Genomic DNA, 23645 nt, shown 5'->3' with positions numbered 1-23645 from the left:
GAAGGTGTGAGGGTCGTCGACTACTCGACGGTGATGCCCATGCTGCGGGCGGTGCCGGCGATGATCTTCTCGGCGGCGTCGAGGTCGTTCGCGTTGAGATCGGCCTGCTTCTGCTCGGCGATCGCGCGGACCTGGTCGCGGGTGATCTTCGCCACCTTCACGGTGTGGGGGGTCGACGAGCCCTTGTTGACGCCCGCCGCCTTCTTGATGAGCTCTGCGGCCGGCGGGGTCTTGAGGATGAACGTGAACGAACGGTCCTCGTAGACGGTGATCTCGACCGGAATGACGTTGCCGCGCTGCGACTCGGTCGCCGCGTTGTACGCCTTGCAGAACTCCATGATGTTGACGCCGTGCTGACCCAGCGCCGGACCAATCGGCGGGGCGGGGTTGGCGGCGCCGGCCTGGATCTGCAGCTTGATGAGACCCGCGACCTTCTTCTTCGGTGCCATGTTTCTTTCCTTACTGTCGTGCCGCATCCCCCGAACGAATCGATGGATGCTGCGCTCCCGCATACGCGCCCGTTGCGCGCCGCGGTGGTTTCGGTGTCGCTAGAGCTTGGTGACCTGGTCGAACGACAGCTCGACCGGGGTTTCGCGCTCGAAGAGCGAGACGAGCACGGTGAGCTTTCCGCTCTCGGGCTTGATCTCGTTGATCGTTCCGGGGAGCCCGGCGAACGAGCCCTCCTTGATCGTGATGGTCTCGCCGATCTCGAAGTCGACCTCGGCGGGGATCACGCGGGCGGCCTGACCGCCGGTCTTCTGCGCTCCGGGCTTGGCGGGAGCCTCGGCGACCTGGACGGTCGACTTCAGCATGTTGAAGGCCTCGTCGAAGCGCAGCGGCGTCGGGTTGTGGGCGTTCCCCACGAAGCCGGTGACGCCCGGCGTGTGGCGAACGACCGACCAGCTGTCTTCGTTGAGGTCCATGCGCACGAGCACGTAGCTGGGGATGCGCACGCGGTTGACGAGCTTGCGCTGGCCGTTCTTGATCTCGACCACGTCCTCCATGGGGACCTGCACCTCGTAGATGCTCTCCTCCATGTTCATCGAGATGCGGCGCGACTCGATGTTCGACTTCACGCGCTTTTCAAACCCGGCGTACGAGTGCACGACGTACCACTTGCCCGGCTTCATGCGCAGCTCAAGCTTGAAGTCTTCGTACGGGTCGACCTCGGCCTCGGCGTCCGCCTCGCCGGACTCGTCGTGCGTCGCCTCGTAGGCGGCGTCGGCCTCGTGCGCGGAATCGATGTCGAGGGCGTCGTCAACGACCGCGTCGGCCTCGGGGTCGGCAGCGTTCTCGAGAGCGTCGAGCAGCCCGTCGAGGTCGGGCTCGGCCGACTCGTCGACGATGTGCATCGCGTTGTGCTCGGCCGGGTCGGCCGAGTGGATCTGCGAGTCGAGGACGTTGCCCTCCTGGGCCTCGTCTTCCTCGCTCGACTGCTCGGCTGCGGTCGCGAGGTCGATGTCGCGCGGCAGTTTCTCGCTCACTGGTTCTCTTTCCGTTTGCGGGTGGGAGGTGCTGGGGCGGTGCTAGACCGCGCCACCGAACACAAAGCCCACGAGGGTACCGAAGACAATGTCGAGGCCCGAGACGATCGCCATCATGATGATGACGAACACCAGCACCACGAGCGTGTAGGTGATCAGCTCACGGCGGGTGGGGGTAACGACCTTGCTCAGTTCATTGAAGACCTGGCGGATGAACAACGCCAGACGGCCAAAGGGACCGCGCTTTTCGGCGCGCTCCTTTTTGGCATTGGCGACGATGTCCTCATTGGGTTCGTCGACGACGTTCCTGGCCACGTGTTAGTTCACCCTTCCTCGGTGTGCACAGAGTTCGTGCTTTGCAGGGCGGACAGGACTCGAACCTGCAACCTGCGGTTTTGGAGACCGCTGCGCTACCAATTGCGCCACCGCCCTATGCGGGGGTTGAACCCGAACGTGGTCTGCCGTTGACCCGACCGGGATACCGGTCGACGGCACGACAAAGCTTGGCAGAGTTCAACTACCGTGCCCCAGTGTAGGCGACCGATCGGGGCGCGTCCAACCGACCGCTCACTAGACTTCCGTCATGGCTGAGACACACACCCGCATCGCCCGTCGTATCGCCGCCATCAGCGAATCGGCCACTCTCAAGGTCGACGCCAAGGCCAAGGCTCTGAAGGCCGCGGGGCGCCCCGTGATCAGCTACGCAGCCGGAGAGCCCGACTTCGCCACGCCCGAGCACATCGTCGAGGCCGCCGCCGCCGCGACGCACGACGTCAAGAACCACCGCTACACGCCGGCCGCGGGCCTCCCCGAACTGCGCGAGGCGATCGCCGAGAAGACGCTGCGCGACTCCGGCCTCGAGGTCAGCCCCGGCCAGGTCATCGTCACGAACGGCGGCAAGCAGGCCGTCTACCAGGCCTTCCAGACCATCGTCGACGACGGCGACGAGGTGCTGCTGCCCGCCCCGTACTGGACCACCTACCCCGAGGTCGTGCGCCTGGCCGGCGGCGTTCCCGTTGAGGTGTTCGCCGGGGCCGACCAGAACTATCTCGTCACGGTCGAGCAGCTCGAAGCGGCGCGTACCCCGCGCACGAAGGTGCTGCTGTTCGTCAGCCCCTCGAACCCCACCGGCTCGGTCTACAGCCCCGAGCAGACGCGCGCCATCGGCGAGTGGGCACTCGAACACGGCATCTGGGTCATCACCGACGAGATCTACCAGGCGCTGACCTACGACGGCGAGAGGGCGGTGTCGATCGTCGAGGCCGTTCCCGCGCTTGCCGACACTTGCATCCTCGTCAACGGGGTCGCGAAGACGTACGCGATGACCGGATGGCGGGTGGGCTGGATGGTCGGCCCGCAGGACGCGATCGCGGCCGCCGCGAACCTGCAATCGCACCTGTCGTCGAACGTCGCGAACGTCTCGCAGCGCGCGGCCATCGCGGCCCTGACCGGCCCGCAGGATGCGGTCGCGACCATGCGCGAGGCGTTCGACCGGCGGCGGAAGCTCGCCGTCGCCGAACTGAACCGCATCCCGGGCATGGTCACGCCCACGCCGACCGGCGCGTTCTATGTCTACCCCGACGTGACGGGGCTGCTGAACCGCGAGTGGGAGGGCGTCACGCCGACGACCTCGCTCGAGCTCGCCGACCTGATTCTCGACACGGCCGAGGTCGCGGCGGTTCCCGGCGAGGCGTTTGGCCCGAGCGGCTACCTGCGCTTCAGCTACGCGCTCGGCGACGACGACCTGCTCGAGGGCATCCAGCGCCTGCAGCGCCTGTTCGGCACGGCGTAACCGGGCGGGCGTTGCACCCGGGGCCAGCCGCCGGCCGCCCCGCGAGCGTCCCCCGCGCCGCACCCTGCCCCGCGAGCGCCCGCCGCACCGCCGGCCGCCCCGCGAGCGTCCCCCGCGCCGCACCCTGCCAGCAGAGTGCCCACTCATGCCTCGCACCGTTTGCGACGTTTCTCACGGCACGAACCGTGCGAGGTGTCGCAAACGGTCCGACGCGGCGCCGCCAACCGCGCGGCGGCGCTCGCCCACCGGGCGGTGTGCGGCACCTTCGACCGGCGGATGCTGGCGGACCGACCCGAGGACCGGGATGCTGGTCACATGACCACTCCCGAGAACGTCGTCGAGGTGCGCGAGCTGCGGAAAACCTACGGCCACGTCGCGGCCGTCGACGGCGTGAGCTTCGACATTCACCGCGGCGAGACCTTCGCGTTGCTCGGCCCGAACGGCGCAGGCAAGTCGACCACGATCGAGATCCTCGAGGGCTATCGCGAGCGCACCTCCGGCGAGGTGCGGGTGCTCGGCACCGATCCGTGGCGGGCGAGCCTCGACTGGAAGGCGCGGCTCGGCATCGTGCTGCAGTCGAGCGGCGAGACGGGCGCCGTGACGGTGCGCGAACAACTCACCCACTTCGCCGCCCTGTACCCACACCCGCGCGACGTCGACGAGGTGATCGCGGCGGTCGGGCTCGAGCAGAAGGCGGACTCGCTCATTCGCAAGCTGTCGGGCGGCCAGCGCCGCCGCGTCGACGTCGCGGTCGGCATCATCGGCCGCCCCGAACTGCTGTTCTTGGACGAACCGACCACCGGCTTCGACCCCGAGGCGCGCCGCACCTTCTGGCAGCTCGTGCGCACCCTGCAGGCAGAGGGCACGACCATCGTGCTGACCACCCACTACCTCGACGAGGCGGCGCAGCTCGGCGACCGGGCCGGCGTGATCGCCGGCGGGACGATGGTGGACATCGCTCCGATCGATTCCCTCGGCGGGGCGGATGCGCGCATCCCGATCGTGCGGTGGGTCGAGGGCGGCCAGGCGCGCGAGGAGCGCACGGCGACGCCGGGCGCGTTTGTCGCGGCACTCATCGCCCGGCTGGGGCCGGAGCCGGAGAACCTCGAAGTGATTCGCCCGAGTCTGGAGGACGTCTACCTCGACCTCGTCGGCCACGAGCACGCCGCCGACCTCGGCCAGGAGGTGACGTCGTGACCCGCGCGCTGCGGCTCGGCGCCCTGCGCGTCGGCTACGAGGTGCGGGCGTACTTCCGCCAGGGCGACACCGTGTTCTTCACGTTCCTGTTCCCCGTCGTGCTGCTGACGATCTTCTCGGTCTCGTTCAGCGAGGCGAACTTCGGCCAGACCGCCGACGGCGACGAGATCACGGCCGCGTGGTTCTTCCTGCCGGCGATGCTCGCCGCGGGAGTGCTGCTGAGCGGCCTGCAGAACCTCGCGATCGACATCGCGGTCGAGAAGTCGAACGGCACGCTGAAGCGGCTCGCGGGCTCGCCGTTGCCGGTCATGAGCTACTTCATCGGCAAGATCGGGCAGGCGCTCGCCACGGGCATCCTGCAGGCGCTCGTGCTGCTCACGCTCGCGTTCACCGTCTTCCGGGTGCCGCCGCCGGAGGATCCGGCGCTGTGGGGCCAGTTTGCCTGGATCTTCCTGCTCGGCGTGACCACCTCGGCGATCCTCGGTATCGCGCTGTCGAGCGTGCCGCGCAGCGGCGCCTCGGCGACGGCGGTCGTGATCCCGATCGTGCTCGTGCTGCAGTTCATCTCGGGCATCTTCCTGCGCTTCAGCGACCTGCCCGAGTGGCTGCAGCAGGTGGCCGGCTTCTTCCCCGTCAAGTGGATGGCGCAGGGCATGCGCAGCGTCTTCCTGCCCGACGAATTGGTCGTGCTCGAACAGAACGAGACGTGGGACCTCCCCGGCATCGCGATCGCGCTCGGCATCTGGTTCGTCGTCGGCCTCGTGCTGACGGTGTTCACCTTCCGCTGGGTGCGGAAGAACCAGTAGCCGTTACAGCTCGACGCCGACGAACACCGGCTCGGGGTGCAGCATGACGCCGAACTCGCTGAGCACGCGGGTCTGGATGTAGCGCGCCAGCTCGGCGATCTCGGCGGCCGTCGCCCCGCCCGTGTTCGTCAGCGCCAGGGTGTGCTTCTTCGACACCGCCGCGCGCGAGGCGCCGAGCCGGAAGCCGCGCGTGATGCCCGCGTGCTCGATCAGCCAGGCGGCGCTGAGCTTCACGGCCGCGTCGACCGGCTCCGGCGGCGGCACGGGTTCGTGGCCGAGCGGCACCGCCATCGCGGGTGGCTCGGGCGCCGTCGACCAGCGCGGCGCGTCCGCGGGCAGGGTGCGCGCGAAGGAGGCGCTCACAATCGGGTTGGTGAAGAACGAGCCGGCGCTCACCGAATCGGGATCGTTCTCGTCGAGCACCATGCCCTTGGATGCACGCAAGCGCAGCACAGCGGACCGCACGCCCGCAACGGGGGCACGCTCGCCGATGTCGACGCCGAGTGCGTCGGCGAGCTGGGCGTACGCGACCGGCCGGCTGCGAGCATCCTCGTTGCGCTCCAGGGCGAGGTCGACCGAGAGGACGATCCAGGGGCGACCGGCCTTGATGACGCTCGCGCGGTAGCCGAGCTCGAGCTCGGGGGCGGGGGCGCTGCGGCGCTCGCCCGTCACGAGGTCGAGGATCTCGACGGCGACGAGGCTTTCGGACAGCTCCTGCCCGTAGGCGCCGATGTTCTGAATGGGGGCGGCGCCGGTTGAGCCGGGGATGCCGCTCAAGGCCTCGAGCCCCGCGAAGCCCTCGGCGACCGTGTGCGCGACGAGCTCGTCCCACGGCTCACCCGCCGCGACCCGCAGCCGCACCGGGCGGCGGGAGTTTTCGGCATCGGGCAGGCGCTCGATGCCGCGCGTGGCCACCCGAATGACCGTGCCGTCGATGCCCGCGTCGCCGACGAGCACGTTCGAGCCGCCGCCCAGCACGAGCCACTCGTCGTCGTGCGCCTGCGCGTCGAGTACCGCGTCGACCAGCTCATCGACCGTCGTCGCCTCCGCCAGGCGCGCGGCGGGCCCGCCGACGCGCAGCGTCGTCAGCTCGGCGAGCGCCGTCGCGGCGTCGGCTGCGCCCTCGGCGTGGGAGCTCACAGCGAGCGGATGCGCGCCTGCGCCTTGCCGAGTACCGTCTGCCCGCCGTACGAGACGGTCAGGTCAATGCGGGCCTCGTCGTCGTCGAGGGCACCGACCGTCGCCACGAGCTGCACGTCGGCTCCCTCGGCCGGGTCGACGACGACGGGGCGCGTGAAGCGCACCTGGTAGTCGGAAACCCAGCCCCGGGCATCCAGCCAGTCGGTGACGGCGCCGATCGCGACGCCCATCGTCAGCATGCCGTGGGCGAGGACGCCCGGCAGCCCGACCTGGGCGGCCACGTCGTCGCGGTAATGGATCGGGTTGAAGTCGCCGCTCGCGCCGGCGTAGCGCACGAGCGAGTCGCGAGTGAGGGTGAGGGTGTGGTCGGCGACGACCTGGCCGACCTCGATGCCCAGCGTTTCGGCGATGCTCATGCGTCGGCCCCCCGCACCACGAGGGTCGACACGCTCGTGACGACGTGCGCGCCGTCGGCGTCGACCATGTCGGTTTCGCTCGTCACCATCGCGTTGCCGCCGAGCGACTTGACGCCCGTCACGCGCAGCGTCGCCGTGAGCTCATCGCCGGCGACGATCGGCCGCGTGTAGGTGAAACGCTGGTCGCCGTGCACGACGCGGCTGAAGTCGATGCCGGCGTCGGGTTCGGCGAGCAGCTGCTGCAGGGTCGCCTCGGCCACCACGATCGGGAAGGTCGGCGGTGCCACGACGTCGGCGAAGCCCGCGGAGCGCGCGGCCTCCACGTCGTGGTGCACGGCGGCGGATGCGCGGGTCGCGCGGGCAAACTCACGCACCTTTTCGCGCCCCACGAGATACGGGGCGACGGGCGGAAAGGTGCGCTCGGTCAGATCTGGATTCACGGGCACCCGGCCAGTCTAGGACGGGCCGCGCCGACCGTTCAGAAGAGCGTGGCGCCCAGCAGGCGGTCAAGCATCGCCCGACCGAGCCGCTTGTCGGCCGCGTTGCGCGTTCGCGTGCCGCGCACGAGCAGCTCAAGCCCGCGCGTCGCCGCGACGGCGTTCAGTACGGCCTGGTCGCGATCGGTGGGGGTGCGCCCGTAGCCGTGGAGGAACGCGGCGCGCAGCCAGGGGGCGTCGCGCCAGGGACCATACTCGAGCCACAGCAGGTCGACGATGCGCGGTTCGTGCTCTGCCTCCGAGAAGTCGATCAGGCGCACGTGGCCCCCGGGGTCGATGATCCAATGCTCGGGGCGCAGCGCCCGGTGCGCGGGCACGTGGTCAAACACGCCGAGGTCGAGGGCGGTGGCGACGTGCTGGCGGGCCAGGTGGCGTTCGTCGGCGAGGCGCCACGCCCGCTCGTCAGCCGGATCGTCGCCGACCCCGAAGACGCGCTCGGCCTCGAGGCTCCACCGCTCGAATTCGGCCGCGATCAGCCGACCGAAGCGGTCGTGGCGGCGTGGCGGCTCAGCGTCGTGGAGTTTCCGCACGAGCTCGCCCAGCCGGTAGTGAATATCGGGGTCGGTCTCATGCGGTGTGCCCGCGGCCGGTTCGCCGAGCAGGCGCGACAGCACGAGCAGCCGAAGGCCGTCATCGAGGGTCACGATGCGCGGAGCATCCCCGCCAAGAGCCACCGCGTACTGCTGCAGCGACTCGCTTTCACGACGATAGGGGCCCTCGTCACGGTGCCACTTCACCACCGCCTGGTCACCACCACGCGTCACCACGTGCAGCACCCGTGAGGTCTTGTGCCGGCCCCAGTGTTCGACCACGACATCGACCGGCCCGAGGGTGCGGTGCACGCGGTCAAGCACTTCGGCGTCACTGGCGATGCGCGCAGCGGGGCGCGTCTCGGGCGCGTCAGCGCCGGCGAGTGTGCTCATCGCGATGCTCCCCTTCCGGCCAGAGGGTGCGGGTGTGTCGCCATTGGACCACGAAACCCCGGTCTTCCTGCGGTGGAAGCCGGGGTTTCGGGGGACGTCTCAGCGATGCAGCGCCGAGACGGAAATCTCTAGTGAGCTACTGGCAGCTCTCGCACTGCAGCAGGTCCATCGGGTCGACGGGCACTGCGTAGCCACCGACGGTGTCGTTTTCGTTGTCCATGTCGGGCCTCCTGTGTGTCGTGGAATCCCGCCGTCCGGCGGTGGAGCTCCACTATATACACGGAATGACACTCGTGTCATTCCCCTAGATGTAGTGGTTCGGCGTGTCGCGCCATTTTTTTCTAGGACACCTGTGAGGGGCCCCTCAATAGACTGCGTGTGTGGCGGATGATCGGGATGGGACGGGCGCGAAAGACGCCACTCCCGAGCCCGAAACCGACACGCGCACCCGCGCTGAGAAGCGCCGCGACGAACTCATCGAGGAGGGCATCCTCGTCTCGATGGCGGCTCTGCGCATGAAGGTCAAGAACCGCACGATCGTGTGGATGCTGCGCGACGGGAATCCCTGGGACGACGCCGTCGTGCGCACCATGGTGCGCGAAGAGTTGGCGGGTCTCGCAGACGAGCTCGAACGCGAGGCCGACCGCCTGGCGGCGCTACGGCCGAAGGCTGCTCGCCGCATCGGCCGCTCGCAGCACCAGTACGACTACGGCCAGGAAGACGTGTACCTCCTGCGGCAGCGCGAGAACACGAACCGCGCGGTCGCGCAGAAGCTCATCGAGCTCGGCGATGACGACGCGGCCGTTGACGCGGTGGGCGCCGGGGTCAAGCACGACAACCTGATGGAGATTGTGTCGGCGTCTCCCCTGCCGTTCGAGCCGCGGTCGGATGAGTCGCTCGATCCCGAGCAGCAGCGTCGCGCGATCCGGGCGATCGAGGACGAGCTGCAGGCGATGCTCGCGAAGGCCGAGGGCCGGCCGCTGGTCGTTGGCGCGAGCGGCACCAGAAGCGCGTCGGCAACGCCGGGTCGCCCGTGGTGGAAGCGTCTGCGCCAGACCCGCTGAGCTGGCGAACCGGGGCCAACCGTCTCGAAAACTGGTAGCGAGGGCGGGACTCGAACCCCGCGGACGCGAACCAGCGTCTGCGGCGCAAGCCAGACGGAACCGTCTCGAGTACTGGTAGCGAGGGCGGGACTCGAACCCGCGACACCACGATTATGAGCCGTGTGCTCTAACCACCTGAGCTACCCCGCCGGGTGAAACCGAGGCTATACCCCCGCTTCAGAGCCCCGAGTCAGGATTGAACTGACGACCCCTTCCTTACCATGGAAGTGCTCTACCACTGAGCTATCGGGGCGCGGCCGAACGGTTACCCGATTTCGGCACCAGAGAAGATTAGCACCTGTCGCGGGGCCTGTCAGACCGGGCGGGCGCTCATGCGTCGGAGCGCGAGACGACGCTCCACTGGGGGCTGTCGGCCGCCGCGGGCACCCCGTGTCCAGGGAACGCGGGCGCGTCAACGCCGGGCAACGCCCAGGCGGTGAACGACATCCCCGTCGACCGGATGCGCGCGGCGGGCCCGGTCTGGACGGCGCCGTCCGTGGCGTCCGCTCCCCGTGCATCCACCGCCAGTTCGGCGCCGCCGATCAGCCGCACGGCCTGTCCGGCGTCGATGCCGTCGAGCACGATGTCGGCGTCGCCGCGCGCAGCGAGCACGAGCACCGACTCGTCGGCGAGCTCGCGCACGAAGACGAGGGCGTCGTCGCCGATGTGCAGCCAGCGCAGTGACCCGGTCGCGAGCGCGGGGTGCTCGCGCCGCAGCCGCAGGTGATCGGCGTACAGGTCGATGGTGGGAGCGAAATCGTCGACGCGATCCCACGGGATCGGCGTGCGGGAGTGTTCGCCGTTCTCGCCCGTGAAGCCGAACTCGTCGCCGGCGAACACGACTGGAATGCCGGGCAATGCCAGCGACAGTCCGAGCGCGACCGGCACGGCGCCCGGCCGGGCCCGGGTCGCGAAGCGTGAGGTGTCGTGCGTGTCGAGGGCGTTCATCGAGTTCAGCCGCGCCCGCCAGGGCATTGCGGCGGTGAAGCGCGTGTTGGCGTCGGCGACCTGACGCCCGGTGTATTGCGGCATCACGGGGTAGGGCAGTCCGAAGAACCAGCTGATGGGCCCCGGCTCGCTGAGCCAGGCCCACACCGGTCGGGTGAAGCTGGCGTAGGTCATCGCCCCGTGCCAGCCGTCTCCCTGCATGTCGCTCTGCGCGTCGTTGGTGCTCTCGGCGAGCAGCAGGGTGTCGGGGTTGACCGCACGCATCGTCGCCTGGGTGAGCTGGCGCACCTCGGCGTTGAGGTCGTGGTCGTCGAGGCGGCCGGTCATGTTGGCGACGTCGATGCGCCAGCCGTCGAGGCCGTACGGCTGCTGCAACCAGCGGCCGACGACGGAGTCGGGCCCGTCGATGAAGCGGCGGCGCAGCTCGTCGCTCGCCCAGTTGAGCTTCGGCAGGCTTTCGACGCCGAGCCACGAGACATACCCGCCGTCGTCGTCGAGGTAGTAGAACGCGCGCTCGGGCGCCTCCGCGCTCGCCCGGGCCGCCACGAACCACTCGTGGGCGTCGCCCGAGTGGTTGAGGGTCAGGTCACCCATCACCTTGATTCCGCGCGCGTGCGCCGCCTCAACGAGCCGCACAAGCGCCTCGTCACCGCCGAGCAGCGGGTCGACGTGGTCGAAGCTGTGCGCGTCGTAGCGGTGGTTTGACCGCCCAGGGAACACCGGGGTCAGATACAGCACGGTCGCACCGAGGCGCTCGAGGTGGTCGAGGTGTTGCGCGATGCCGTCGAGGTCGCCGCCGTAGAACTGACGCGGGGTCGACGGCCCCTGGTAGATGGGTTCGTCGTGCCAGTCGGCGGGCTCAGCCCAGTCGGGCAGCTCACGGTCGTCGGCGGCGGATGATCGGGCGAACCGATCGGGGAACACCTGGTACATGACCGCCTCGGCCCCCCACGCCGGCGGTGCCGCGAACGTGACGAGTCGGAAGTCATCGTCATCGCGCGTCTCAATGTCGCTGAGTCCGAGTTGCGAGAGGAAGTGCGTCTCGCCGCTGGCCCGCGTGATGATGAAGCGATACCCGTGGATCGGGTTTTCGATCAGCAGCTCGGCTTCCCACCAGGTCGCCTCGTCGTCGTGGTGCACGATGACGGCGGGGGTGAAGCGTGGCTCGTGATTGGGGTTCGAGCGGGTCTTCACCGCCGCAACCGCGCCGTACCGGTGCGGCACGCGTAGCCGCACGCGCACCGCGTCGCCGAGCGCGGGTTCCTGGGTCGAGACGTAGAGGGGCGACCCGTCGTGGTGCGGACGGGCATCGATGGGGGGCAGCACGGCGGCCTGCAGTCCTTTACTTGACGCTGCCGGCGGTGAGCCCGCCGATGATGTACTTCTGAAGGTAGAGGAACAGTGCCATCACGGGGATCGCCGCGAGCACCGCTCCCGCCGAGAAGATCGTCCAGTTCGTGGAGGTCTCCTGGCTGATGAATTGATACAGCCCCACGGCGAGGGTCTGCGTCTGCGGGCTGGTCAGCACGACCGACGCGATGACGAACTCACTCGTGGTCGCAATGAAGGACAGCAGGCCGACGACGGCGAGGATCGGCGCGACGAGGCGCAGGATGATCGTGAAGAAGATGCGCGAGTGGCTCGCCCCATCGATCTTGGCGGCTTCGTCGATCGACACCGGGACGGTGTTGAAGAACCCGTACATGAGGTACGTGTTCACGCCGAGTGCGCCGCCGAGGTAGACAAGGATCAGGCCCGCCTGCGTTCCGATGCCGATCTGCGGGAAGATGTCGCCGATTCCCGACAGCAGCAGGAAGATCGCGACGACGCCGAGCAGTTGCGGGAACATCTGCACGAGCAGCAGGGTTAGCAAGCCGACGCGTCGACCGGTGAAGCGCATCCGGGAAAAGGCGTATGCCGCGAGCGCGCCGAGGAACACGGTGCCCGCCGCGGTCGTGAGTCCGATCACCATCGTGTTGAGGAACCACGCGGCGTACGGCTGCTGCGGCAGCTGGAAGAGCTCGATGTAGTTGCCGAAGTCGATCGTGCGGAACAGCACGTTCGATCCCACGAGGGTGCCCGTGGGGTTGAGCGAGGCCGAGAGCACGTAGAGAAGAGGGAAGGCGGCGAAGACGAGCATCACGATGCCGATGAGGTGTCGCCAGCCGGTGTCGCGGAACCAGTAGAGGAAGCCGCGCTTGCGCCGCTCCGGGATGCTCGTGCGCGGCCGCTCGGTGGAGGTCGCGGTCGGCACGGTGGTCGCCGCACCGGCGACGGCGGGGTTGAGCCGCGCGCCGATTTCTTGGCCGTCGGACGGGTTGAAGGGATTCGTCATGTCAGTTCAACTCCTCGAGGGCCTTGGTCTGGCGGAAGCTGATGATCGAAACGGTCGCGACGATGATGAAGATGAGAATCGCGAACGCGCTTGCCAGTCCGTAGTCCCGACCGGTGCCAGCACCGAACGCCACCTTGTACACGAGCGTGATGAGGATGTCGGTGGCACCGGCATCGACGCCCGCGGTCACGTCGCGCGGACCGCCTCCCGTGAGCATGTAAATGATGTTGAAGTTGTTGAAGTTGAACGCGAAGCTCGAGATGAGCAGGGGCGCGACCGAGACGAGCAGCAGCGGGAACTTGATGAGGCGGAACACGGCCCAGGGTTGGGCACCGTCGACGGTGGCCGCCTCGGTCAACTCTTCCGGGATCGACTGCAACGCGCCCGTGCAGATCAGGAACATGTAGGGGAAGCCGAGCCACAGGTTCACCGTCAGCACGCTGATCTTCGCGAGCCACGGATCGGTGAGCCAGGGGATGGAGGCGCCACCGAACAGCACTTGGTTGATGTACCCGAAGTCTTGGTTGAACAACCCGAGCCAAACGAGTCCCGACAGGAAGCCGGGGAAGGCGTAGGGAAGGATCATGATGAGCCGGTACGCCTTCTTGCCCTTCATGCCCGGCTTGTTGAAGACGATCGCGAGGAACAGGCCGAGCGCGAAGGTTGTCGCGACCGAGAGGATCGCGAAGGCGAAGGTCCAGATCGTGACGCTGATCAGCGGCCCACGAATGTTGTCACTGGTGAACGCCTTGACGAAGTTGTCAAACCCGACGTTGATCGTCCAGCCGGGGATGAGCTCGCGACCGTCATCGTTCACGAACGCGCCGTTGCCACCGTCGCGGTAGATGACCCCGGCCGCATCGGTGAACGTGTCGGTCGCCTCGTCATATTCGAGGTTCGAGAGATAGAGGTACGCGTTCGAGCCGTCGGGGGTGCGCAGTGCTCCGTCAGCCGGGTCGTCGCTGAAGGGCACCGAGAGGCTGGTGATGGCGCGCTGGTTGGCGAGCAAGTCGGCGAACGCCAGCGAGGTGTAGCCCTCGACGGCGACCGCCTTGCCGGTCGCATCGAGCTCGGCGCCCGCAGCCGGGGCGAGCGGATCGTCGGGGGTTCCCAGCAGCACCTCGCCGTCGGGGCTCGTGACGAGGAAGGCGTAGTCGCCGTTCTGTTCGAGAACCTGCAGGCGGAAGGTCGGCGAGTCGGGCACCCGACTGAGCGAGGTCAGCTGAATGTTGGCGATCGCGTCGTCTTTGGTGCCGTTACGACCGTCACCGTAATTGGTGAATGCGATGTATCCCGAATAGACGACGACGAAGATCTGAAAAACGGCGAGGAACAGCAGGCCGGGTGCGAGGTACTTGGCCGGCAGGCCGCCCGGTCGCAGGTAGATCCAGTTGATGACGAGCGTCACCGCGAGGGTGATGCCGAAGATGAGCCATGACTCCTGCATGAACAGCACGAACATGGCGAAGACGGCAAGCGAGTCGACCAGGCCGAGCAACACGATCTTGAACGCCCAGCCGCGCAGGCTGTTGCTCGAGTTCGTTGCCATGATGCGGCTGGGGATGCCGCCTCCGCGTGTCTTCGGCGGGGGCGCGACGACCGGCTGGTCCGTCCCGGGAGTGGTGTTGCTCATCGTTCCTCGTCTCACTGCACAGGAGGGTGTGGTGCGGTGCCGAAACTTCTCGGCGGGGTCACGGTGCAGCGAGGCCCTCCGCGATGCGGATGCTCGCGAAGGGCCTCGCTTGTCACCTGCGGTCTGCGGGCTTAGCCGTCGACCTTCTCCTGGATGCTCGCGACCATCGCGCGCCACAGCTCGACCGGGTCACCCTGGCCGTTGATGATGGCGACCTGGGTCGAGCCCCAGTCGCTCCACACGACGTCCATGGCGGGGACGTTCGGCATCGGGACACCGGTGGCGCCAACCGCACCGAAGGCGGCGACGTCGGCGTCATCCTGGGCGGCCTCGAAGGCGCTCAGCAGGGCCGGGGCACGGCCACCGACCTCGTAGAGGGCGGTCTGAACCTCTTCGCTACCGATGTAGTTCACGAGGAACTCGGTGGCAGCGATGGTGTTTTCGCTGCGCGACGAGACGAAGAAGCCCTGCACACCGACGAACGGCGAGGCGGTCTCGCCACCGGCCGACGGGATGGCGTCGATCGAGTAGTTGATGCCCGCTTCCTTCACGGCCGGGAGGTTCCAGGGGCCGGTGAGGAAGAACGGCGACTTGCCGGCGACGAACTCCTCGCGGGCGATGTCACCCGAGATGTTCGTGTTGAGGATGCCGTCGGCACCCCACTCAGCGAGCGCCTGCGCGAACTGCTCGCCACCCTCGTTGCCGAGAGCGAGCGTCGTCGGGTCGTACGTGCCGTCGGCCGTGATCTCGAACACCGGGGCACCGAAGGAGGCCTGGAACGGGTAGAGGTGGTACGGGTCAGCGGCGTTCGGGTCGAGACCGACGAGGAAGCGGTACTCAGCACCCGACGCCTCGCCGGCGGCGATCATCTCGTCGAAGGTGGCGGGCGCCTCGGCGGCGAGGTCGACGTTGCGGATGAGCGCAATGTTCTCGACCGAGTAGGGCAGACCGTAGGTCACGCCCTCGTAGCTCATGGCCGTGATCGCGACGTCCTGGAAGTCGTCGGCGGCGTCACCGAGCTCGAGCGGCGCAACAACGCCGTTCTGCACGAGCTTGCCCAGCCAGTCGTGCGCGCCGACGATGATGTCGGGGCCGTTACCGGTGGGGGCCTGGGTGATGAAGTCGTCGCGGATCGCGCCGAAGTCTTTCGTCACGAGCTCAACCGCGACTCCGCGGTCGGCCTCGAACTGGGCGGCGATGTCCTGGAGGACACCGGCGCGGTCGGCGTCGACCCACACGGTCAGCGTGCTCGACGCTGCGGGGGGCTCGGGGGTGGTCGTCGGGTCGGCGGGCTCGGCCTCGCCGGCGCAGGCGCCGAGGAGCAGTGCGGCGGAGGCCGCCATCGCTCCTGTGGTCAACAGGCTGCGGGTCACCTTCATCGGTGGGTACCTTTCGTGTGCGGACGGCCTCGTCGCCGGCGCGCTGCCGGTGCTGTCTGCGGGAGCAGACCGTCACCGTCGCCAAGAGGCCTTTCTCTTGATGTGCTCGCGAACTGCAAGCGCTTACAGTTATAGCGCCTCTCGCGCTTCCCCACAACTAGGGATTTTTGCGCCAGCGAGACCGAAACTTGGCTGAAAGAACTCTGAAAGCCTGGAAACGCTTCCATCACGTGGAACCGTTTCCACATCGAGGGTTTTCGCGTATCGTGGCCGCATGCCCAACGAAACTTTGAGCCCTATTGGCGCGCCCGAGCGCGTGTCGCACGCCCGCGCATCCCAGCCGGGCAAAGAGTGGTGGCGCACCGCTGTCATCTACCAGATCTATCCGCGCTCGTTCGCCGACGCGAACGGTGACGGCATCGGCGACCTCGCCGGCATCACCGCACGCCTCGACTCGCTCGCCGCCCTCGGCGTCGACGCCGTGTGGCTCTCGCCGTTCTTCCGCTCGCCGCAGAACGACGCCGGCTACGACGTCAGCGACTACTGCGACGTCGACCCGCTGTTCGGCACGCTGGACGACTTCGATCGGATGCGCGAACGCGCCCACGAGCTCGGCCTTCGCGTCATCGTCGACCTCGTTCCGAACCACTGCTCGAGCGAGCACGTGTGGTTCCAGGAGGCGCTGGCCGCTGGACCCGGATCGGCCGAACGCGACCGCTTCATGTTCCGCGAGGGCCGCGGAGAGAACGGCGAGCTTCCCCCGAACAACTGGCAGTCGATCTTCGGTGGCCCCGCCTGGACGCGAGTCACCGAGGCCGATGGCACGCCCGGCCAGTGGTACCTACACCTGTTCGACTCGACGCAGCCCGACTTCAACTGGAAGAACGAGTGGGTCTGGGAGCGCTTCCGCGAGATCCTTCGCTTCTGGCTCGATCGCGGGGCCGATGGCTTCCGGGTCGACGTTGCACACGGGCTCATGAAGGCCGACGGCCTCCCCGACGTGCCCGAGCCCGAAGAGGGCGAGAGCTTGGCCGAGGCGATGATGAAGCCCGACGAGGTGCCGTACTGGGCCCAGCCCGAGGTGCACGAGGTGTACCGCGACTGGCACCGAGTGCTCGCCGAGTACGACGGCGACCGCGTGCTCTGCGCCGAAGCGTGGGTCGAGCCGCTCAGCCGTGCCGCTCTGTGGGTGCGCGACGACGAGATGCACCAGGCCTTCAACTTCAGCTACCTCTCGACGCCCTGGAACGCACCGAAGCTGCGTACCGTGATCGACGAGTCGATCGCCGCCTTCGGCGACGTTGGGGCACCGAGCACCTGGGTGCTCTCGAACCACGACGTGGTGCGCCACGCCAGCCGCTTGGGCCTCACCGTGCATGCCGCCGCCCCCGCCAGCGGCATCGGACCGGCCTCGGAGGACAAGCCGGACGAGGTGCTCGGCCTGCGCCGCGCCCGCGCCGCGACTGCCCTCATGCTGAGCCTTCCGGGCAGCGCCTACCTGTACCAGGGCGAAGAGCTGGGCCTCCCCGAGGTCATCGAGCTGGACGACCACGTGCGCGAAGACCCGACCTTCCACCGCACCAACGGTGAAGTGTACGGACGCGACGGCTGCCGTGTGCCGCTGCCGTGGGAGGCCGACGCCCCGGCCTTCGGCTTCAACGCGACCGGCGCGAGCTGGCTGCCGCAGCCCGCCGAGTGGAGCGCCATCGCGCGCGACGCTCAGGAGGGCGACCCCGCCTCGACGCTCGAGCTGTACCGCCGCGCACTCGCGTTGCGCGCCGAGCTGCGCCTCGGCGAGGGCTCCGTCGCGTGGATCGATCTCGGCGACGACGTCGTGGCGTTCCGCACGGGTGAGGTGGTCGTCATCACCAACCTCGGCGACGGCGCCGTCGAACTGCCCGCCGGTGAGGTTCTGCTCGCCAGTGGACCGCTGGATGGTCGCGCTGTGCCGACCGACACCACCGTCTGGCTGCGGCCGACCAGCTGATCCGACGCGGCGACGCGATCACCGACGCGAGCCCCGGAAGCGCATCACGCGCATCCGGGGCTCGTTCGTTGTGCCGTTGCTGTGGCGGTCGCTAGGACGCGTTGGTCACGAGCCAGGCGTACGGATCAACCGGCACGCCGTCAAGATGAAGCTCGAAGTGTAGGTGCGGCGCGGTGGAGATACCGCTGGACCCGACGAGGCCGACGAAGTCGCCCGCCTCGATCGTGTCGCCGACGCGCAGCGGCGAGGAGTCCCAAATCATGTGTGCGTAGACACTCGTCACGCGCTGACCGTTGATGACGTGGTCGATGTGCACGTGGTTGCCGAAGCCACCGCCTTGCTGCGAGAGCGTGACGGTTCCGCCGGCGATCGCCTGGATCGGCGTGCCGTAGCCAGGAACGAAGTCGAGACCCTGGTGGTAGCTCGAGCAGCCCCAGCAGGGAGCGGCGCGGCTGCCGAAGCCCGAGCTGATCGGGGCAGCAAACGGGAAGGGCCACCGCACGGCACCAGCGCCGGTCGTCGCGTAGGCGAAGGTGCGGTTGCCGTAGCGCAGGCGCATCATCTCGGCGTACGAGGTGACGCTCCAGTCATCGCGGCTGGCGACCGGCAGGGCGCTCGCGTCGTCGCTCGTCGCGGCCAGCACCTGCGCTTCGGGCGCGTCGCTCGCGGAGCGGCTCGCTCCGCTCTCGATGACGGCTCCGGCGTCGAGGGCGCTGGCGACCGTGCCGAGCGAGGCGGTTGCGGCCGGAGCGTTCGGGTCACCGAGAACACTGGAGGGCACCGAGGTGCCGACGATGAGCGCGGCGGCGGCGGCCATGACGATTGGCGGGAAGACCTTGCGCGCGACGCGCTTGCGCAGCGGGACCGTCGGGGTAACCGCCGTCGTTGCGGGCGTCGTTGCGACCGGACCTGCCGGCGGACGCGGCACGACTCCCCGCCGCGATCGACGCGCTGCGGCCTGAGCGGCCTCCGCCTCCCGAAGAGCACGCCGCGACAGCGGCGCCTCAGCCGCGCGCGCCTCCCGGCGCGTCATCGGCTGCGCTGACCCGCCCGCCGGAGCGGTCGCGCGGTCGCCTGATGAGGCGGTCAGCCGCGTGAAGTCTTCGGTCATAGGGGTGGCGGGGCGTTTCTCTGCGTCGTTCGGGTCGTTGTCGATCGGGTCTGGATGCTCGTCGACGGCGCGGAGAACCGCATCCGTTTATCACGAACTGGTAAAGGCTAACCGCTTGTTCGACAAAGCAAAAGTCCACGAACGGGATTCATAGGTTGTCTACGAAGCGACGTGGGGGTCCGGACAGTAAACATCACGCGCCCGTGTCATCGAGCAGATCCTCCACAGCCGCGAGCAGCTCGGGGTGCACGGCGATCAGGAAATCTCGGCTCGGCGCGGCTCCGGCCCGGCCCACGACGACGCCACCCGCTTCGGTCACGACGAGGCCGCCCGCTGCGTGATCCCAGGGGTTGAGGGTGCGCTCGAAGTACGCGTCGACCCGCCCCGCGGCAAGGTTGCACAGGTCGAGCGAGGCCGTTCCCAGGCGACGTATGTCGCGCACCCGCGGCAGCATGCGAGCGACCGCGGCACCCTGACGACCGCGCAGCTCGGCATCGTACGCGAAGCCCGTCGCCACGAGCGCCTGGTCGAGGGCGGGCGGCGTCGGCAGGCGAAGAGGCCGGTCGCCGAGAAAGGCCCCTCCCCCGCGCACCGCCGTGAAGGTCTCACCCGTGGCGGGATTCAGCACCACACCGACCCGCTCAACCCAGTTCGCCGGGTCGGCGGGGCCCTCAACGACGGCGATGCTCACGGCGTAGTGCGGAATGCCGTACAGAAAGTTGACCGTGCCGTCGATGGGGTCGACAACCCACGTGAGGCCGCTGGTGCCGTCATCGCCCCCGCTTTCTTCCCCGAAGAAGGCGTCGTCGGGCCGAGCCTCGGCGATGCGGCGGCGAATGAGCTCCTCAGCGTCGCGATCGACCTGCGTGACGACGTCGGTCACGGAAGACTTGCGGTCGGCCACGGTGACCGTTCCCTCGCGGGCCGCGGCGATCATCCGCCCCGCCTCAGAGGCGATGTCGAGCGCGAGCGCGAGTAGATCGGAGTCGGACGGGCGGGCGGAGGCGAGCGACGTCATGGCTCCAGTCTTTCAGGGCTCCCGTCGCACCGCCCGAGACGACGAACGGCCCCGCGCTCGATCATCTCGAGCGCGGGGCCGTCATGGTGGCGAGTGAGGGATTCGAACCCCCGAAGGCTACGCCGGCTGATTTACAGTCAGATCCCTTTGGCCGCTTGGGTAACTCGCCGTGTGCGCGCCCGACCACTGTATTCAGTGACCGGGTGCGCGCATCGAGTTTATACGGTTGCGAGGCGATGCGACGACCAGCAGGGTGCAAGCGCTTGCAATGTCGGGATTGCGCGCTAGTCTGGGCCAGGACCCTCACAGAGAGCGCAGCCATGACCGGTATCGACGACGTCGCCAAGCTCGCTGGCGTGTCCACCGCCACCGTTTCCCGCGCTCTCAGCGGGCGGGGCCACGTGGCCCCCCGAACGCGCGAGAAAGTCGCCGCCGCCGCCAGTCAACTGGGCTACGTGGTCAATGCTGACGCCTCGAGCCTCGCAACCGGGCGAACGCGCAACGTCGGGGTCGTCGTGCCGTTTCTCAACCGGTGGTTCTACACGTCGGTGATCGAGGGCGCCCAGCGCCGGCTCATGCAATACGGCTACGACCTGACGCTGTACAACCTCTCGGGCCACGACGATGAACGCGCCAGCGTGTTCGAGCACTTCCTGCTGCGCAAGCGCGTTGACGCGGTTCTCGCGGTCAGCCTCGAGCTGACCGAGCAGGAGGTCGAGTCGCTGCACGCGCTGGGGCGACCGCTCGTGGGCGTCGGTGGGCCCATTCCCGGGGTCCCCACGTTCAGCATCGACGATGTCGCCGTGACGAAGCTCGCGACCGAGCACCTCCTGTCGCTGGGGCACCGCGTCATTGGCCACATCGGCGGAGACGTCGAACGCGAACTGTCGTTCCATCTGCCGACGAATCGTCGTCACGGCTACGAGCTGGCGCTGCGTGAAGCGGGTATCGAGCCCGACCCTGCCCTGTACTTCCCCGCCGTGTTCACGATGGAGAGTGGCTATCAGGCGGCCAAGCAGTTGCTGGGTGGTCCGCGCATCCGACCGACCGCTCTCGTGGCCGCGAGCGACGAAATGGCCATCGGAGCAATGCTGGCAGCGCGCGACATGGGCCTCAGCGTGCCCGGCGACCTCTCGGTCATCGGCATCGACAACCACGAGCTTGCTCCGTTCTTCGGGCTGTCCACGGTCGACCAGCACCCGGGGCTGCAGGGTGAGCGGGCCGTCGAACTGCTGATGGAGGCGTTGCAGCAGTCGAGCGGGGACGGTGTGCCGGCGGTCGACCAGCCGCTGCCGTTTGACCTCATCGTGCGTGACTCCACCGCCCGGGTGCCCCTCCAGCCCGCGGCGATAGGATCGGCCCATGGCTGATTCTTCCTTCGACATCGTCAGCAAGGTCGACAAGATGGAGGCCGACAACGCCCTCCACCAGGCGCAGAAAGAGATCGCCCAGCGCTACGACTTCAAAGGGGTGGGCGCGTCGGTCGACTGGAGCGGCGAGAAGCTGCTGCTGAAGGCGAGCACGGAAGAGCGCGTCACCGCCGTGCTCGACGTTCTGCAGTCGAAGCTGATCAAGCGCGGAATCTCGCTGAAGAGCCTCGACGTTGGCGAACCGTACGCGAGCGGCAAGGAGTACCGCATCGAGGCGAGCCTGAAGAACGGCATCTCGAGCGAGAACGCGAAGAAGATCTCGAAGATCATCCGCGACGAGGGCCCGAAGAGCGTGAAGGCGCAGATCCAGGGCGACGAGCTGCGCGTGCAGTCGAAGAGCCGCGACGACCTGCAGGCGACGATCGCGATGTTGAAGAACGCCGACCTCGACGTCGACCTCCAATTCGTCAACTTCCGCTGAGCCCCCGGCTGCGTACGCGGCCGCGTCGCTAGACTCCGGCCATGAGTGACGCTGTCGACAACATGTCGACGATCGCGCTCGTGATCACGGTGATCTTGATCGCCGTCGACCTCACGATCCGCATCGTGTCGCTGTTCATCGTGCCCCGCAACAGGCGACCGCAGACCGCGATGGCGTGGCTGCTGGCCATTTTCTTCTTGCCGTACATCGGCTTCATCCTGTTCCTGCTGTTCGGGTCGCGACGCCTGCCGAAGTCGCGGCGAGAAAAGCAGCGCGAGATCAACGAGTACATCCTCGACACGACCGAGGGCATGGATCGGGTCTCGCGCGACAACCCGTGGCCGCCGTGGCTTGAGCCGATCGTTGAGTTGAATCGATCACTCGGCGCGATGCCGCTCGTCGGCGACAATTCGGCCGAGATCATCACCGACTACACGGCGTCGTTCGAGGCGATGACGGCAGCGGTCGAGGCGTCGACGAAGACCGTGCACGTCGAGTTCTACATCGTGTCGTTCGATGAGGAGACGGCTCCGTTCTTCGCCGCCGTCGAGGCGGCAGTGGCGCGAGGCGTCACCGTGCGCATCCTGTTCGACCACATCGCGACGGTGCGCGTTCCCGGCTATCGGCGCACGCTGGCGCGCCTGCGCGAGACCGGTGCAGAGTTTCACGCGATGCTGCCGGTGCGGCCGTGGCGGGGCCAGTGGCAGCGCCCGGATCTGCGCAATCACCGCAAGTTCTTGATCGTGGATGGTCGGGTCGCCTTCACGGGGTCACAAAACCTCATCGAGCGTGGCTACAAGAGAAAGAAGCACTGGGCGGGAACCCTCGAGTGGCGCGAGCTGATGGTGCGGTTTGAGGGCCCGATCGTGACGGGGATCGACGCGCTGTTCGCGACCGACTGGTACTCCGAGACGAACGAGTTGCTGCTGCGCGAGACGGCGTCGATTCCGGAGGTGCTGCCCGACGACGACATCGACGCCCAGGTGGTGCCGAGCGGCCCGGCCTTTGAGGGCGAGAACAACCTGCGCCTGTTCAACTCGCTGGTCTACGCCGCGCAGCATCAGATTCAGATCTGCTCGCCATACTTCGTTCCCGACGAGTCGATGTTGTACGCCATCACGACGGCGGCGCAGAGCGGGCTCGACGTGCAGCTGTTCGTCTCGGAGATCGGCGATCAGCCCCTGGTGTTTCACGCCCAGCGCTCGTACTACGAGGCGCTGCTGAAGGCCGGGGTGCGCATCTGGTTGTATCGCGCCCCCACGGTTTTGCACGCCAAGCACGTGACGATCGACGACCAGGTCGCGGTGATCGGGTCGAGCAACATGGACATGCGGTCGTTCAGCCTGAACCTCGAGGTGTCGGTGATGGTGCGCGGGCCGCAGATCATTGCCGACCTGAGGCGGGTCGAGCAGTTCTACCGCGAGAACTCGCACGAGTTGACGCTCGACGAGTGGCAGAAGCGTCCGCGCCACATGGCAGCGTTCGACACGCTGGCGCGGGTCACGGCGACCGTGCAGTAGGCAGGGAGGCTCGAATGGCGCAGAAGACGCTTCCGACGGATGTGCCGGTCGACGACTTCTTGGCGGGTCTGGATGCTCGGCGCGCCTCCGAGGGCGGCGAACTGGTGGCGCTGTTCCGCGACGTGACGGGCGAGGAGCCGGTGATGTGGGGCCCGAGCATCATCGGCTTTGGCGAGTACGAGTACACCTATGCGAGTGGTCACTCGGGTGTGTGGCCGAAAGCGGGTTTCTCACCCCGCAAGGCGGAGTTGTCGCTGTATGGCTTGCAGACCGCCGAGGGTGCGGGTGAGCTGCTCGACCGCTTAGGGCCGCACCGGCGCGGTGTGGACTGTGTGTACGTGCGCCGGCTCGATGCGATTGATCGGGATGTGCTGCGTGAGCTCGTCGCCCTCTCGTGGGAGTACTACAGCCGTAGCTAGTGCGGGGCGGGCTCGGCTCGGCTCGGCTCGGCTCGGCTCGGCTCGGCTCGGCTCGGCTCGGCTCGGCTCGGCTCGGCTCGGCTCGG

22 protein-coding genes and 4 tRNA genes are annotated in these 23645 nt (G+C 68.1%); 9 read left to right on the top strand and 17 right to left on the bottom strand.

The annotated features are described in order from the left end of the window. Nucleotides 1-20 precede the first annotated feature (20 nt). The 4 genes from rplK to ACK4SC_RS04370 all read right to left on the bottom strand — a co-directional run bounded on the left by rplK (nt 21) and on the right by ACK4SC_RS04370 (nt 1916). Entirely contained in the window at nt 21-449 is a 429-nt protein-coding gene (gene rplK / locus ACK4SC_RS04385; protein ID WP_409615166.1) for a 50S ribosomal protein L11, read from the bottom strand. A gap of 99 nt (nt 450-548) precedes the next feature. Further along, on the bottom strand, nt 549-1484 hold the full coding sequence (gene nusG, locus ACK4SC_RS04380) for a transcription termination/antitermination protein NusG (RefSeq protein WP_409615163.1): 936 nt from the start codon (nt 1482-1484) through the stop codon (nt 549-551). Nucleotides 1485-1526: 42 nt separating this feature from the next. Further along, nucleotides 1527-1799 (bottom strand): preprotein translocase subunit SecE, encoded by a 273-nt coding sequence (gene secE / locus ACK4SC_RS04375; RefSeq protein ID WP_409615160.1) that lies wholly within the window; start codon nt 1797-1799, stop codon nt 1527-1529. A gap of 44 nt (nt 1800-1843) precedes the next feature. Beyond that, nucleotides 1844-1916 (bottom strand) — tRNA-Trp (locus tag ACK4SC_RS04370). A 151-nt stretch (nt 1917-2067) separates the two neighbouring features. Here ACK4SC_RS04370 and ACK4SC_RS04365 point away from each other — a divergent pair. The 3 genes from ACK4SC_RS04365 (at nt 2068) to ACK4SC_RS04355 (ending at nt 5279) form a co-directional block, all read left to right on the top strand. Further along, entirely contained in the window at nt 2068-3276 is a 1209-nt protein-coding gene (locus ACK4SC_RS04365) for a pyridoxal phosphate-dependent aminotransferase (RefSeq protein WP_409615157.1), read from the top strand. Nucleotides 3277-3591: 315 nt separating this feature from the next. Beyond that, nucleotides 3592-4473 (top strand): ABC transporter ATP-binding protein, encoded by an 882-nt coding sequence (locus ACK4SC_RS04360; RefSeq protein ID WP_409615154.1) that lies wholly within the window; start codon nt 3592-3594, stop codon nt 4471-4473. Beyond that, the gene (locus ACK4SC_RS04355; protein ID WP_409615152.1) at nt 4470-5279 is read left to right on the top strand and encodes an ABC transporter permease; all 810 of its coding nucleotides are present in this window, start codon (nt 4470-4472) and stop codon (nt 5277-5279) included. The genes ACK4SC_RS04360 and ACK4SC_RS04355 overlap by 4 nt, the downstream gene beginning before the upstream one ends. Nucleotides 5280-5282: 3 nt before the next feature. Here ACK4SC_RS04355 and ACK4SC_RS04350 read toward each other — a convergent pair whose 3' ends face one another. Genes ACK4SC_RS04350 through ACK4SC_RS04335 form a run of 4 tightly spaced genes read right to left on the bottom strand, consistent with a single transcriptional unit; the run spans nt 5283 to nt 8255 of the window. Then, the gene (locus tag ACK4SC_RS04350) at nt 5283-6419 is read right to left on the bottom strand and encodes a UDP-N-acetylmuramate dehydrogenase (protein WP_409615149.1); all 1137 of its coding nucleotides are present in this window, start codon (nt 6417-6419) and stop codon (nt 5283-5285) included. Next, nucleotides 6416-6835 (bottom strand): MaoC/PaaZ C-terminal domain-containing protein, encoded by a 420-nt coding sequence (locus ACK4SC_RS04345; RefSeq protein WP_409615146.1) that lies wholly within the window; start codon nt 6833-6835, stop codon nt 6416-6418. The genes ACK4SC_RS04350 and ACK4SC_RS04345 overlap by 4 nt, the downstream gene beginning before the upstream one ends. Beyond that, complete coding sequence (locus ACK4SC_RS04340) at nt 6832-7281, bottom strand: MaoC family dehydratase N-terminal domain-containing protein (RefSeq protein ID WP_409615144.1); 450 nt, start codon at nt 7279-7281, stop codon at nt 6832-6834. Before ACK4SC_RS04340 ends, ACK4SC_RS04345 begins: the two co-directional genes overlap by 4 nt. Nucleotides 7282-7313: 32 nt before the next feature. Then, on the bottom strand, nt 7314-8255 hold the full coding sequence (locus tag ACK4SC_RS04335; RefSeq protein WP_409615141.1) for a hypothetical protein: 942 nt from the start codon (nt 8253-8255) through the stop codon (nt 7314-7316). Nucleotides 8256-8635: 380 nt separating this feature from the next. On the opposite strand from ACK4SC_RS04335, the gene ACK4SC_RS04330 reads away from it, so the two are divergent. Beyond that, the gene (locus ACK4SC_RS04330; RefSeq protein ID WP_409615138.1) at nt 8636-9319 is read left to right on the top strand and encodes a hypothetical protein; all 684 of its coding nucleotides are present in this window, start codon (nt 8636-8638) and stop codon (nt 9317-9319) included. Between the two features lie 112 nt (nt 9320-9431). On the opposite strand, the gene ACK4SC_RS04325 is transcribed toward ACK4SC_RS04330, so the two are convergent. The 6 genes from ACK4SC_RS04325 to ACK4SC_RS04300 all read right to left on the bottom strand — a co-directional run bounded on the left by ACK4SC_RS04325 (nt 9432) and on the right by ACK4SC_RS04300 (nt 15653). Further along, nucleotides 9432-9508: transfer RNA gene (locus ACK4SC_RS04325), tRNA-Met, on the bottom strand. A 31-nt stretch (nt 9509-9539) separates the two neighbouring features. Next, a tRNA-Thr gene (locus ACK4SC_RS04320) sits at nt 9540-9611 on the bottom strand. Nucleotides 9612-9688: 77 nt separating this feature from the next. After that, complete coding sequence (locus ACK4SC_RS04315; protein WP_409615136.1) at nt 9689-11632, bottom strand: glycoside hydrolase family 13 protein; 1944 nt, start codon at nt 11630-11632, stop codon at nt 9689-9691. Between the two features lie 16 nt (nt 11633-11648). Continuing rightward, nucleotides 11649-12641 carry a sugar ABC transporter permease gene (locus ACK4SC_RS04310; RefSeq protein ID WP_409615133.1) on the bottom strand — a complete coding sequence of 331 codons (993 nt, stop codon included), beginning with the start codon at nt 12639-12641 and terminating at the stop codon, nt 11649-11651. Nucleotide 12642: 1 nt separating this feature from the next. Next, nucleotides 12643-14274 (bottom strand): ABC transporter permease subunit, encoded by a 1632-nt coding sequence (locus tag ACK4SC_RS04305; RefSeq protein ID WP_409615130.1) that lies wholly within the window; start codon nt 14272-14274, stop codon nt 12643-12645. A 131-nt stretch (nt 14275-14405) separates the two neighbouring features. Beyond that, nucleotides 14406-15653: an extracellular solute-binding protein gene (locus tag ACK4SC_RS04300; protein WP_409615127.1), complete on the bottom strand. Its 1248-nt coding sequence runs from the start codon at nt 15651-15653 to the stop codon at nt 14406-14408. 274 nt (nt 15654-15927) lie between these two features. Here ACK4SC_RS04300 and ACK4SC_RS04295 point away from each other — a divergent pair, with 274 nt between their 5' ends. Beyond that, entirely contained in the window at nt 15928-17640 is a 1713-nt protein-coding gene (locus ACK4SC_RS04295; RefSeq protein WP_409615126.1) for a glycoside hydrolase family 13 protein, read from the top strand. A 91-nt stretch (nt 17641-17731) separates the two neighbouring features. Here ACK4SC_RS04295 and ACK4SC_RS04290 read toward each other — a convergent pair whose 3' ends face one another. From ACK4SC_RS04290 to ACK4SC_RS04280, 3 genes are all read right to left on the bottom strand, one after another. After that, a complete protein-coding gene (locus ACK4SC_RS04290; protein ID WP_409615124.1) occupies nt 17732-18751 on the bottom strand; it encodes a M23 family metallopeptidase in 1020 nt (339 codons plus the stop codon). A gap of 193 nt (nt 18752-18944) precedes the next feature. After that, nucleotides 18945-19769 (bottom strand): inositol monophosphatase family protein, encoded by an 825-nt coding sequence (locus tag ACK4SC_RS04285; protein ID WP_409615121.1) that lies wholly within the window; start codon nt 19767-19769, stop codon nt 18945-18947. Nucleotides 19770-19853: 84 nt separating this feature from the next. Beyond that, a tRNA-Tyr gene (locus ACK4SC_RS04280) sits at nt 19854-19938 on the bottom strand. Nucleotides 19939-20089: 151 nt separating this feature from the next. On the opposite strand from ACK4SC_RS04280, the gene ACK4SC_RS04275 reads away from it, so the two are divergent. From ACK4SC_RS04275 to ACK4SC_RS04260, 4 genes are read left to right on the top strand one after another with little or no spacing between them, the layout of a single operon-like run. After that, nucleotides 20090-21139, top strand: coding sequence for a LacI family DNA-binding transcriptional regulator (locus ACK4SC_RS04275; RefSeq protein WP_409615119.1), 1050 nt, complete (start codon nt 20090-20092; stop codon nt 21137-21139). Then, nucleotides 21132-21620 carry a YajQ family cyclic di-GMP-binding protein gene (locus tag ACK4SC_RS04270; RefSeq protein ID WP_409615116.1) on the top strand — a complete coding sequence of 163 codons (489 nt, stop codon included), beginning with the start codon at nt 21132-21134 and terminating at the stop codon, nt 21618-21620. The genes ACK4SC_RS04275 and ACK4SC_RS04270 overlap by 8 nt, the downstream gene beginning before the upstream one ends. A 41-nt stretch (nt 21621-21661) precedes the next feature. Beyond that, entirely contained in the window at nt 21662-23140 is a 1479-nt protein-coding gene (gene cls, locus ACK4SC_RS04265) for a cardiolipin synthase (RefSeq protein ID WP_409615114.1), read from the top strand. A 14-nt stretch (nt 23141-23154) separates the two neighbouring features. Further along, nucleotides 23155-23559, top strand: a complete 405-nt coding sequence (locus ACK4SC_RS04260; protein ID WP_409615112.1) for a DUF1801 domain-containing protein — start codon at nt 23155-23157, stop codon at nt 23557-23559. Nucleotides 23560-23645 lie beyond the last annotated feature (86 nt).

Origin of the sequence: Microcella sp., from assembly GCF_046293215.1 — a bacterium.
In the GTDB taxonomy this organism is placed as follows: domain Bacteria; phylum Actinomycetota; class Actinomycetes; order Actinomycetales; family Microbacteriaceae; genus Microcella.
The sequence above is the reverse complement of the archived record's forward strand: the minus strand, read 5'-3'. Positions and strand labels throughout refer to the sequence as shown.